This window comes from Fibrella musci, from assembly GCF_041321105.1.
Lineage (GTDB): Bacteria > Bacteroidota > Bacteroidia > Cytophagales > Spirosomataceae > Fibrella > Fibrella musci.
The window spans coordinates 358,427-370,814 of sequence record NZ_JBGGWD010000005.1 but is presented as its reverse complement, the minus strand read 5'-3'; the positions used below and the strand labels follow the sequence as shown (position 1 = coordinate 370,814).

At 59.5% G+C, this 12,388-nt stretch carries 9 protein-coding genes and 1 pseudogene; 4 read left to right on the top strand and 6 right to left on the bottom strand.

Going from position 1 to position 12,388, the window contains the following annotated elements; all coding sequences use genetic code 11:
- The first annotated feature begins 203 nt into the window (after positions 1–203).
- Both ACAW74_RS17920 and ACAW74_RS17915 read left to right on the top strand, forming a co-directional pair.
- Positions 204–605: a curlin repeat-containing protein gene (locus tag ACAW74_RS17920; RefSeq protein WP_370699590.1), complete on the top strand. Its 402-nt coding sequence runs from the start codon at positions 204–206 to the stop codon at positions 603–605.
- Between the two features lie 67 nt (positions 606–672).
- Positions 673–2,052: a hypothetical protein gene (locus tag ACAW74_RS17915; protein ID WP_370699589.1), complete on the top strand. Its 1,380-nt coding sequence runs from the start codon at positions 673–675 to the stop codon at positions 2,050–2,052.
- 76 nt (positions 2,053–2,128) lie between these two features.
- On the opposite strand, the gene ACAW74_RS17910 is transcribed toward ACAW74_RS17915, so the two are convergent.
- From ACAW74_RS17910 to hisC, 6 genes are all read right to left on the bottom strand, one after another.
- On the bottom strand, positions 2,129–3,088 hold the full coding sequence (locus tag ACAW74_RS17910; protein ID WP_370699588.1) for a methylenetetrahydrofolate reductase: 960 nt from the start codon (positions 3,086–3,088) through the stop codon (positions 2,129–2,131).
- Positions 3,089–3,115: 27 nt separating this feature from the next.
- The gene (locus ACAW74_RS17905) at positions 3,116–5,191 is read right to left on the bottom strand and encodes a glycoside hydrolase family 97 protein (RefSeq protein WP_370699587.1); all 2,076 of its coding nucleotides are present in this window, start codon (positions 5,189–5,191) and stop codon (positions 3,116–3,118) included.
- A 15-nt stretch (positions 5,192–5,206) separates the two neighbouring features.
- The gene (locus ACAW74_RS17900) at positions 5,207–6,067 is read right to left on the bottom strand and encodes a phosphatase PAP2 family protein (protein ID WP_370699586.1); all 861 of its coding nucleotides are present in this window, start codon (positions 6,065–6,067) and stop codon (positions 5,207–5,209) included.
- Positions 6,068–6,114: 47 nt separating this feature from the next.
- The gene (locus ACAW74_RS17895; protein ID WP_370699585.1) at positions 6,115–9,567 is read right to left on the bottom strand and encodes a UvrD-helicase domain-containing protein; all 3,453 of its coding nucleotides are present in this window, start codon (positions 9,565–9,567) and stop codon (positions 6,115–6,117) included.
- 115 nt (positions 9,568–9,682) lie between these two features.
- On the bottom strand, positions 9,683–10,216 hold the full coding sequence (locus ACAW74_RS17890; protein WP_370699584.1) for a hypothetical protein: 534 nt from the start codon (positions 10,214–10,216) through the stop codon (positions 9,683–9,685).
- A gap of 93 nt (positions 10,217–10,309) precedes the next feature.
- Positions 10,310–11,380 carry a histidinol-phosphate transaminase gene (hisC, locus tag ACAW74_RS17885; protein WP_370699583.1) on the bottom strand — a complete coding sequence of 357 codons (1,071 nt, stop codon included), beginning with the start codon at positions 11,378–11,380 and terminating at the stop codon, positions 10,310–10,312.
- Positions 11,381–11,487: 107 nt separating this feature from the next.
- Between hisC and moaC the strand changes: the two genes are divergently transcribed.
- Both moaC and ACAW74_RS17875 read left to right on the top strand, forming a co-directional pair.
- Positions 11,488–11,970: a cyclic pyranopterin monophosphate synthase MoaC gene (gene moaC / locus ACAW74_RS17880; RefSeq protein WP_370699582.1), complete on the top strand. Its 483-nt coding sequence runs from the start codon at positions 11,488–11,490 to the stop codon at positions 11,968–11,970.
- Positions 11,960–12,385 (top strand): annotated as a pseudogene (locus ACAW74_RS17875) (NTP transferase domain-containing protein); the annotation flags it as partial. The gene moaC and the pseudogene ACAW74_RS17875, both read left to right, overlap by 11 nt.
- Between the last annotated feature and the right edge of the window lie 3 nt (positions 12,386–12,388).

Below are 12,388 nucleotides of genomic sequence, written 5' to 3'. Positions count from 1 at the left end.
TCACATACGCCTGACCGTCACTCACTGCTCTTCCCCGGCACGGCCTTGACGAGCCGGATACTTTTGATCCGTCGATTCGCCAATCCCCGGTCAGTACGACGCTCGTATCCGTACCGGTTGTGCCCGGCAACGGAATAGACCGGGAAGAGGCTTCACCGACAGCCAGCAACGTACCTGATAACCCAGTCAATCATCACTCAATCATGGATAAACTCCTTCTAACCATGCTTGCCACGCTCTCGGCCGCCACCGCATTTGGGCAGAACAGCGTGACCATCGTCCAGTCGGGTGGGGCGGGTAACACCGCATCCGTCTCGCAGTCGGGCGAGGGCAACAGCGTGAGCATCAACCAACAGGGAAGCGCCGGGGCCAATGGCCGGAAAGTGGGTAATCGGGTGAGCTTACACGTACCCAGGGGCACCGAAACGACCGTCAACCAGACCAACCCCGGTCCCAACGTCGTCGAGATTTCGCAGGAAGGGCAGGCAACCGCCACGATCAACCAGTCATCGGCCACCAACGACAACACAATCAACGTCCTGCCCGGCGCGACGCCAGACGGCGACAAGACCCGTTCGCCAAACCGGCGCAGGCGGCGTCAGTAAACCGCTTTTATCAATCGCATAATCAACGTTTCACCCAATCAATCAACGCTTACTTTCAGTCAAACCCATGAAAAAGCTATTTCTTACCGGCGCCAGCCTGATGGCCTTCGCCGCCGCCGGATTCGCCCAGACCAACACGGCCACACTTACCCAGAACGGCACGCGCCAGACCGCCCAGCAGCAGCAAACGGGCAATTACCTCAAATCGACGATCAATCAGGACCAGACCACCCGGACCAACGTTGGTAACTTTGCGGCTACGCGGCAGGAAAGCACCGGCTCGGCGGGCAATGAAGCGATCGTTCGCCAGGATGTGGGGTCGCGGGGCAACCGGGGCTACGTCACGCAGGTGGAAGGAACGGGCAACCTCGGGCTCATTACCCAGAGCAATTTCAGCGGCGACGGGTCACTTCAGGTGACGGAGGGTACCTCATCCGACGCCGTTCGGAGTGCGGGCGGTAACTGGGGGGGGATCTACCAGGACGGAACCGACAACAAGGACGTCTCGATCAACCAGAGTAACAGCAGCAGCAAAAACTTTGGCGAGATTACCCAGTATGCCCGGTCGACTCGGCGAACACAGATCGAACAATCGACGGTGTCGACGAACAACGAAGCCCGCATCTTCCAGGGAACCCCCGATGTGGAGGCGTATCTGACCGCGGCTACCATTCAGCAGAGTGGTAATAGTGTGAACAACCTGGCGACCATCACCCAGACGGGTGAAGGGAGTGTTGGTTCCATCGAGCAGAACAACAACTCGCGGGGTAACGAGGCCATGATCAGTCAGATTAATGGGGCCATCTACGAATATGCCTCTGTCCGGCAGAGCGACAACTCCCGCGACAACAAGGCCACTGTTACGCAGAACGGGTTTGGCGATGTGGTGAACGTGCTTCAGACCGACAACAGCGTGGGCAACACCGCTACGGTTGAACAAACGGGTACTCAAAGCAACGGAGCCACGATTCAGCAGCAATACAACGCGACGAACAACGAGGCGACGATTCAGCAGCAGGGCTACGGTAACAACGGGGGTATCAATCAGTTCAATGTAGCCAATAGCCAGGCCACCATTCGGCAGAACCTGGCGTCGGCGGCATTCGAGGGTTCCAACACGGCTCTGATCAACCAGGGCGAGCAGGGGGGCGCGCAATCGCGCAACAACACAGCCCTGATCACGCAGGAAAACAGCCAGAACCAGGCCCGATTGCTGCAAGTGGGGAACGGAAACGAAGCTAACCTGTCGCAACTAGGCAACAGGAACTTGATCCAGTCGGCCGACGGTAGCGCCGGTAGCTTCGCGACGCAACGGGGCAACAACAACACGCTGATGATAACGCAGGACTCAGGCACCGCCGCGAGCGGGTTTGTTTCGAACGTAGCCAACGTAAGCCAACTGGGTTCGGGCAACACGGCCACGATCATGCAGACGGGCCGCAACTAAGGCATCAGGTACGTACCTACACAACGAAGCGCCCCGCTGTCATCCAATACAGCGGGGCGCTTCGTTGTGTTGTGGCTCAAAACAACTCCCGGGCGATCTTCTGGACGTTATCGCCTTTGCCCATTGTATAGAAGTGCAGCACGGGCGCTCCGTTGGCGATAAGTTCGCGGCCCTGCTGAATGCTCCACTCGATACCAACCTGCCGGGCGTCGGCGTCGGTTTCGCAGGCCTGAACAGCCTTCACCAGGTCGTCGGGCATTTGCAGGTGAAACAGGCGTGGCAGCACCTCCAGTTGCTTGCGGGTGCTGAGGGGCTTAAGGCCAGGGATAATCGGGATATGGATGTCGTGTTCGCGGCACCGCTTCACAAAATCGAAGTAGCGGGCATTGTCGAAGAACATCTGCGTCACGATGTAGTCGGCCCCCCGGGCGATCTTCTGACGCAGGTACTCGAAGTCGATGTCGTGGTCGATGGCTTCGAAATGTTTTTCGGGATAGGCCGCCACGCCGATGCAGAAATCGGTGGGCGCCATGGGCTTGTCTTCCTCGTGCAGGTACGTTCCCTTGTTCATGTTGGCCACCTGCTCGACCAGTTCACTGGCGTAGGCATAGCCGTTTTCTTTGGCCTTGAACGTTTTGAAGGGTTTGGCCGGATCGCCGCGCAGCACCAGTACGTTGTCGATGCCGAGGTAATTCAGGTCGATGAGGAAATCTTCGGTTTCGTCGCGGTTGAAACCCCCGCAGAGCACGTGCGGCACCGGATCGACGTTGAACCGGTGCATGATGGCCGAACAGATGCCCACCGTACCGGGCCGCCGCCGCGTCACGATCTTGCGGATGGTGCCGTCGGGCTGGGGCTGCTCGATGTATTCTTCGCGGTGGTACGTCACGTCGATAAACGGCGGCTTGAACTCCATCAGCGGCTCGATGTTGTCGAGCAGATTTTTGAGCGTGTCACCCTTGATGGGCGGAATGACTTCAATCGAAAAAATGGGTTTGCCGTTGGCCCGGCGAATGTGTTCGGAAATCTTGGTCATTGGTCTCTGTAAGTCCGGGGGAGGGGGTTAGCGGCGCACCAACTGGATGGCACAGCCGCCGCCTTTCGCCAGCCGCAAGGTGAGGTTGGTCTGGGCCGATACCGTTTGTTTCTCAACAACGTAAGCGGCTGGATTAGTTGCCCAGTCAGCGGTATCGGCGTCGCGGTAAATGGTGGCTTCGTAGGTTCGGTCAGGTTCCAGAAAATCGAGCGATAGGGGTAGCTCGCGGCTGTTTTCGTCGGAGATGGCTCCCACAAACCAGTCGTGGCCTTTCTTAGCTTTGCGGGCCATCAGCACGTAGTCGCCGGGTTCGGCCGCCAGCACCTTCGTATCGGCCCAGTCGACCGGTACGTCGCGGATAAACTGGAAGGCGTCGAGGTGCGGCGCGTAGTTTTCGGGCAGATCGGCCACCATTTGCAGAGGGCTGTAGATCGTGATGTACAGCGCCAGTTGCTTGGCCAGCGTAGTCCGGACACGCTGGGTACGTGTGCTGTCGAACTGGTTGAGCTTGAAGCGGAACAGGCCGGGCGTAAAGTCCATTGGGCCACCCAACAGCCGTGTAAAAGGCAGAATGGTGGTGTGTTCGGGCGTGATACCGAGCGTAGGGGCGTTGTTGAATTCGCTGCCCCGGGCGGCTTCGCTAGCCATCCAGTTGGGGTACGTTCGGTGCAGGCCAGTGGGGTGCGCCGACTCGTGCGAATCGACCATGAGCTTGTACTGAGCGGCTTTCCGGGCCACCCGCTCGTAGTGGTTCACCATCCATTGCCCATCGTGGTGCTCGCCGCGGGGAATGATGCGGCCCACGTACCCGGTCTTCACGGTGTTGATGTCTTTCTTCACCATATACTCCATGGCGGCGTCCATCCGCCGTTCGTAGTTGGTGACCGAGCCCGACGTTTCGTGGTGCATAATCAGCCGGACGCCCCGCTGCCGGGCGTAGGCCGTCAGAGAGTCAATGTTGTAATCGGGGTAGGGCGTTACAAAGTCAAACACCTCTTCTTTCCAGTTGCCAAACCAGTCTTCCCAGCCCACGTTCCAGCCTTCAACCAGCACGCCGTCGAAGTTGTATTTGGCCGCAAAGTCGATGTATTTCATCACATTGCGGGTATTGGCGCCGTGCTTACCGCCCGCTTTCTCCCAAGTGGCTTTGCCGATGTGCATCTCCCACCACATACCCACAAATTTCTGCGGCTTGATCCACGACGGATCGGCGATGACCGACGGTTCGTTGAGGTTCAGGATCAATTTGGACGCCAGCAGGTCGGTGGCTTTGTCGCTGACGATCACCGTGCGCCAGGGTGTCTGGAAAGGCGTTTGCAAATAGGCTTTGTTGCCCACGGCGTCGGGCACGAGCTGGCTGGTGAGGGTGAGCCGCTTCTTGTCGAGTTGCAGGTGCAGCACGGGATAATTGATCAACGCCGCTTCGTAGAGGCTGATGTACAGGCCGTCACTAGTTTTTAGTAAGAGCGGCGTCTGCACGGCGTTGGGGCCGATCACCGATTTGAGCGCAATATCTTTCTCTTTCGCCGCTGCCGGGAGCGCACTCACTTGCGTCAGCCGGGTGGTGTTGTAGAGGTATTCGTTGGAGTCGTAGTCGCCGGGAATCCAGAACGTTTTGTGGTCGGCGGCGAGCGCAAACTGCGTCAGTTCATCGGCCACGACAAAGTGATTCAGCGCTTTCTGAAACGGCCATTCGTACCGAAAACCGAGGCCATCGTCGAAGAGACGGAAGCGAATCTGCAACCCAATACCCGACTTGCCTTTGTCCTGCAAGCTGATGGTCAGCTCGTTGTAGTGATTCCGGATCTGGCTTACCTCGCCCCAAACGGGTTTCCAGGTATTATCGGCGCGCGACGAGTCGATGCGGGCAACAGTGAACCGAGTGAGCATCGCCTTGGGCTTGCTGAGCGAAAAACCCAGCCGCGATGGCTCGATGACAGGCTTGTTTTTGTAGCGCAGCCGGTAAGTGATTTCACCCGCAGGAGTCGATTGCACCTGGAGCGTGAGTTGCCGGTTGGGCGACTGGATAGCGGCGACGGGTTGAGCCAGCAACGGCAGCCCGGATACAAGAAGCAGGCAAAGTAGGGGTAATGGTTTAGGCATGGTGGTGGCAGGACCTTACTGAACAGCCGGAGACTGGCTCGTCAGCTTCCAGCGCAAATATACCCCGCTGGCTAGTCCGTTGCTCCAGGGCGTTACGGTTACCTCACGCCAGCGAGCGGCTGCGGCCCCGGTGCGGTTCTGGTGTAGTTTGGGGATGCCCCAGCCCGCCAGTGAGCCGATGGCCGCCCCGGCCAGCAGGTCGGTGGGGAAGTGTTGCCCGGCATGGTAGCGCAGGTAGGCAGTGCTCGACGCCAGCCCCAGCGACCCGATCCAGACCCAGGGTTTGGCGGCCGAGTTGGGGTGATAATGCCGGAATACCTCGGCCGCAAACACCGCCGTAGCAAAGGCGTTGGCCGCATGACCCGAATAGAACGACCGTTGCGCGTCTTTTTCCAGCTTGTCGCTCAGGGGCGCTACGGGGTTGTAGGCGTAGGGCCGGGTACGTTCCACCGCGTTCTTGACGGCGCTCTTCACGCCGTTGGTGAGCAGCATGGTTTCCGCGTACATCATGCCCACGGTAAACAGATCGCTGTCGGTAAACGAGGCGTTTCGGCGGCTGGGCGAATGGCTGGTAACGATCACAGCGCCCGTCAGGCCGATCCCGCCGATGAGCGTGGCGTCGCTGAGTTTGTCGGCCCCCACCGAATAGTTGGTCGTGGCGCTGCGGTCGAAGCTGGGTACGTTGGCGGGGTTCAGCAGACTGATCTGTGCGGGCGTGAGCGGCTCAAGGTTTTTGTTGAACGCGTATGCCGCCCCGTAGGAAACCACCCCCGCGCCCAGCAGTACGGCCTCGCGGCCCGTTTTGAGCGAATAGGGTGTCTGGGCAAACAGGGTAAAGGAGGTAAACGTAAAGAACGAAAGAAGCAGGTTTTTCATGAAGCGTTACGCAGGGCTCCAGCCCCGGCGGATTGGATGAGAGGTACTTAGGCAGGGCTGGAGCCCTGCGTAACGGACGCGCTGATTCGTTCGACGGTGGGTTCGTTGGCAAGCCAGACAATCCGGCCTTCCACCCGCGGGTAGCCCATCTGACGATACAGCTCGATAAACGTTTCCAGGTGCGACTCCGACGGACCAACGACGCTCTCGTACTGGATGAGCACGATATGGCCATCGGGTCGATGGACTACGCGGTGGGGGGCTCCTTTGAGCACTTCTTTGGCGAGGTTACGCGTCAGGATGCTACGGTCGGTGTCGATGCGGCGGTCGTAACCGAAGGCGTCGGTGAGGTCGGGGTGGGCCACGATGGCGGTGAGACCGTCGCGCAGGTCGGGCAGCTCGGCGGCGCGGATAACCCCTTCGCGGATGAGCCGGGCCAGCGTTTTGTCGATGCAATCGATGCCTTTGATGAGGCTCAGCGCCGCGCATAACTTGCGGTCACGTTCGCGGTGCTGCTCGAAGGTACGCGTGTCGAATACCCGCTCGGCCAGGCGGCGCAGTTGCAGGTTCTGCGCTCGCGAACCGCTGTTGACCGCCCGAAAGTCGATGCGCTCGGTGGCCGTGTCAGGTACGTGCTTCGACGGTTTCGGCGTCGATACGTCCTGACAGAGAATGTATTGCTGCCGCCCCTCTTCCCAGCAGCAGCCCGCCTGTTGGGCCACGTCGCTGTCGCGCAGGAAACTGTGCAGCCAGTAGGCCGCCGTAGCCTGCGCGCGCGCATCGCTGAACTTCTTGTTTTCGGCAATGATATACAGCCGGTCGGTGGGGCGGGTAAACGCCACGTAAAGCAGGTTCATGTTTTCGATGAACGCCCGGCTTTTCTCCTCGGCATATTGGGCAGCGACCTCTTGCGGGGCACCGTCCAGCTCTTTCTTAAGCGTCACCTGCGCGTTGGGCAGTCTGGCCGTACCACCATCGGGCAGTTGTACGTGTAGTGGTGCGGCGTCGATACCGTCCAGATCCACCCAAATGGTATCGCGGGCGCTGGGCTCCACCGTCCAGTCGGCAAAGGGCACGATCACCACGGGGTATTCCAGCCCTTTCGATTTGTGAATCGTCTGGATCGTCACGGCGTTGCGGGTAAGGCCCTCGCTGACCGACACCTTGCCTTTAACGGCTTCCCAATGCAGCAGGAAATCGGCCAGGTGCCCGCTTTGCCGACCGCAGAACGTCAGGATTTCGTCGAGAAACCGGAACAGAAACGGCTGGTCGTGCGTGCGGTCGAAGAGCCGAAAGCCGTGGGTCAGCTTTTCGGCCAGTTCATACACGCTGAGTTGCACCAGCAACGGGGCGTCGAGCGCGTAACCTTCGCGGGCCAGGTAGTCGAAGGTGGGCCAGTCTTCGGTGGTGTCGGCCACCCGGCGCAGCTCTTCGGTTTGCTCGTCGTTGGGTACGCGGTTGTGCACCACGCTGTGGTAGAGGTACAGCACCTCATAATGCAGGGTTTTCTGGCCGGGGCGGCTCAACATCGTCAGCAGCGACACCAGAAACCGCACCGGTTCGGAAAACTGCAACGACAGCGAATCGGCCGAAACGAGCGGAATATTGAGGCGGTTGAGTTCGTTGGCAACGAGCTGCGCGTTTTTACGGCTGCGGGTCAGCACGGCCATATCGCCGTAGTCGTAACCATCGGCGCGGGCCTGCCGGATGTGCGCCACCGTTTGTTTCACCACCTCGTCGGCCAGGCTCCGGCCTGCCTGCGAACCCAGCCCGGCCAGCGGCGCGTCGTCGGCACTCAGAAAATTCAGTTGCAGGTGCGCGGTATCGGCGGCGCGGGGCGACGGTTTTTGCTGAAACGCCTTCAGTTCGTCGTACACCTCGTCGATGCGCCGGTTGTCGGCGGCGTAGCGGCGGGCCACGAAGTCGAAAAAGTCGTTGTTAAACTGCACGATGGGCCGCGCCGACCGCCAGTTGGTGTCGAGCAGTTGGGGCTGAATGTGCCCGCCCAGCGTGTCGATACGTTCGGCGGTCCAGGTGTCGGGGCCGTGAATGCGTTGCAGGTCGGTAAGCTGGTTGCGGTGCAGCGCCACAATCTGGTCCATGTCGCCGCCCCGCCAGCGGTAAATCGCCTGCTTGCCATCGCCCACGGCGAGGTTGAAATAATTGCTGCCCAGCGCGTTTTCGATAAGGGGCAGCAGGTTGGCAAACTGCAACTGCGACGTATCCTGAAATTCGTCGATCAGGATGTGGTTGTAACGGCTACCGAGTTTCTCGAACAGAAACGGCACCGGTTCACTTTCGACAATCGCCTTGATGCGTTTGTTAAACTCCGAAATGTGCACCCGGTTGTCTTTGCGCAACAACTCCACAAACTCGGCCCGGATCTGCTGCAACAGGGCCATTTTCTGCAAATGCGGGTCGATGGCCCGGAAGAGTGTCAGCAGCTTGCCGTTGGCGGTACGTTCCTGCTCGATCAGCGCGAAACAGGCGCAGAGTTCGTTGGCAATCCCTTCGATGACCGCCAACGTACCTGGCAGCGGCTTTTTACCCATCCAGTTGCCGTCGTCGATGGCGGCGCGGTGGTAGGAGTTGGGTTCTTTATCGACATCACCTTCCGCCACGGCCTTGAAAAACGCCCCGATGCCTTTCGACTTCTGGGCGAAATCATCGACGCCCAGCCCCGCGCGGGTAATGGCGCTCCACGCCCGTTGGCCGGCGTCCTGAATCCGCCCTTTCACGTCGGCCCCAAACTGAAGCAGTTGCTGCCGGATGGTGCGCAGCTGGGCGGGCGTGAGCTCGGCAATGCGGCCGATGGCTTCGTAATGCTGATCGGAGGTGAGCACGTTGCCGAAGTCGCGCAGGGCTTCGGCGATCATGTTCCAGCTACGACCATCGCGGGCGGTTTCGGCATAAATCTGGTGCAGAATGGCCGAGATGTCGTCCATTTCGTCGGTGCCAACGCGCTCGATGAGGTTGTCGACGGCCACTTCCAGCACCAGTTCGGTTTCCATTTCCACCTCAAACGAATAGGGGAGGCCCAGTTCGTCGGTGAAGGCCATCACGAGGCGTTGCGTAAACGCATCGATGGTGGTGACGGAAAAGTCGGAATACCGGTGCAGAATGGCCTGAAAGAGCCGTTTGGCCCGCCGCTGCACCTCAACGACCTGCGCCACCGTGAGTAGGCTGGTGTCAGGTACGTCGGCTAGCTCAGCCGCCAGGACCAGCAGAAACGGGGTGTCTTTTCGGGACTGAATAGCCGCGATGTCGCCCACATCGATCAGGTCCAGCTGCGCGATCTGGGCCAGTTCGCGCAGAATCCGGTCTTTCATCTCGTTGGCGGCCGCGTTGGTAAACGTGATCGCCAGGATGTGCCGGAAATATGTGCCCCGGTACGTCGTATCAGCCAACGGCAGCCCTTCCCCCAACGCAAGTTTGAGGTATTCTTTGGTCAGGGTATATGTTTTACCCGACCCGGCTGATGCGCTGTATATTTTGAACAAGAGAACAAGGGGGAATGGGAATGATGAGCTATGAATTACGAATTATGAGATATGAATTAGACTGCCGACTAGTGATCTCATAATGCATATTTCATAATCCATCATTCCTCATGGCTTATAGGTTAAACCGGATGCCCAGCCCCGTGCTGACATTCAGAAACAGGGGAGCCGGGATGACTTCGGCATACACGCCGACTTCAGCGAAAATGGAATAGGGCTTGTTGGGGACAAAGTATTCGATACCCGCCACGCCCGAGCCACCCAGCGAGATGGTGCTTTCGTATTCGTTAATGGCCGCCAGCCGATCGGGGTAGTAGCGACGGCTGTTGATCTGTCCACCGAAGCCGTAGTAGGCCCGGAGTGCTTCGCTGCTAAACAGCCGGTCGTGCCACAGATAATGCCCCTGAATGCTCAGCCCAATGCTTTTGTAACGACCCGACCGGTAATCGCGGGTGGTCCCGTACAGCCCGCCATACGTGCCGATGTTGAGGTCGAAGGCGTGGTTTTCACCGAAATACTTGCGGACGTTTACCCCCGCCGGTTCACCCAGCCGAAAGCCAAACGCAAAGTTGTTGTATTGGGCGGAAGCCGTCTGGGCTACGGCCAGCAGCGCAACTAAAAAGCAGAAAGAAAGGAAAATACGGCGCATATAAACGGGGTTCTGGGGCCAGGCTCGCCAAACGGGCCGGGCGCTTTGTAAACGTCTGTACCCCGTCAATTTGGCGAGCCTGCCTTAAAAAAATCAATTCAGGACAGCAATAGTCTGTAAAACGTCGAGTAAGCGAGCATTTTCGGCCGGTGAGCCAACCGTGATTCGCAGGCAACCTTCGCAACGCGTTACCGACGAGCGGTTACGAACGATAACCTTCTGCTCGATCAGTTGCTCGAAGACGGCATCGGCATCGTCGAAACGCACCAGCAGGAAGTTGGCATCCGATGGGAAGATGTGCTGCACGTTGGGCAACGTACCCAGCTGATCGGCGAGGTGTTCGCGTTCGGTCAGCGTGTCGGCCACCATCTGGTCTTTGGCGGCCACGTGGTCGAGGGCGTCGAGGGCCAGCGCCTGCGTGGGTGCCGAGATGTTGTAGGGCGGTTTGATCACGTTCAGCACGCCGATCAGTTCGGGCGAGGCAAAGCACATGCCCAGCCGCAACGCCGCCAGCCCCCACGCTTTCGAGAAGGTTTGCAGCACCACCAGATTGGGGTACGTACCCAGCTGGGCCGTCCACGACGTGTAGCCGGGACCGGCAAAGTCGATGTACGCTTCATCGACCACCACCAGGGCCGTTTTAGCCGCGTCGAGCACCTGCCGGATGGTGTCGGGGTCAATCAGGTTGCCGGTGGGGTTGTTGGGTGAGCAGATCCAGACCAGCTTCGTCTGGGCGTCGATGGCCGACAGCACGGCGGGCAAATCAAGCTGGTAATCGGGCGTCAGCGACACTTTCCGCACAGCTACGTCGTTGAGCCGCGCCGACACTTCATACATGCCGTAGGTGGGTGGCAGCAACACAATGTTGTCGATACCGGGGCGGCAGGTGGCACGAACGAGCAGGTCGATGGGTTCGTCGGAGCCATTGCCCAGAAAGATCTGGTTCGGCTGCACGCCCTTCAGCGGTGCCAGTTTGGCCTTGATTGCCGTCTGATGCGGATCGGGGTAGCGATTATACTGTCCCGACGAAGTGGTCGAGCCGAGCGCGTTTTCATTCGCATCCAGAAAAACGCCTTCCGTACCCGTGTATTCATCGCGGGCCGAGGAGTAGGGCGTCAGCGTGGCAATGTGGGGCCGAAGCACCGAAGCTAAGAACGTCGTCATTGGGTATTGGGTAACGGGGTTGGCTGCGCAGCCAACCCCGCAAAGATACGGCACGGAAAACTCTTTCTTTTCTGTGTAAGTTGCTCAGGAAGCGATAAGGTTCCGACATGCTTACACACCTCACACCCGAAGGCAACCCGTCGATGGTCGACGTAGGCGCCAAACAAGTTACCAAACGAACGGCCAAAGCCCGAAGCATTGTCACGCTGGGTGAGTCGATTCTGAGCCATCTGGATGCCAGCCTGAACGGGGGCGACATTCAGACGCGCAAAGGCCCCGTGTTCCAGACGGCCCGCATTGCCGGCACGATGGCGGCCAAACGCACCGACGACCTTATTCCGCTCTGCCACTCGCTGGGCCTTGATGGCTGCACGTTCGAGATTCGTACTGACGGCAGCGACGTTATTATCGAATGTACCGTATCGACGGAAGGCAAAACGGGCGTTGAAATGGAGGCGCTCGTCGGGGCGTCGGTGGCGGCCCTGACGGTCTATGACATGTGTAAGGCCCTCTCACACGACATCGTTATCCGCGAAACCCGGCTGATTGAAAAGACCGGTGGCAAACGCGATTTCCGGCATGACGGCTGAGCCACCGCTCTACGGGCTGGTGCTGATGGGTGGCCAAAGCACCCGGATGGGGCGCGACAAATCGGGTATCGTGTACCATGGGCAACCCCAGCGCGATCACCTCACTGAACTGCTCCGTCCGTTTTGCGAACAGGTCTACTGGTCAGTCAATCAGGCGCAGTTTGACGCCCTGACGTACCCACGAATGCTGTTGGATACGTACCTACAGGCGGGCCCGCTGGGTGGCCTGCTGACGGCCATGACTACGTACCCGGAGGCCGCCTGGCTCGTAGTTCCCTGCGACCTGCCCCGGCTCGACGGCCACACGCTGGGTACGTTGCTGGCCGGCCGAAACCGGCTGTCTGTAGCGACGGCCTTCTGGGACAGTGATCATCGCGGCCCCGAACCGCTCGTAAGCGTGTGGGAACCTGCCGCCGGT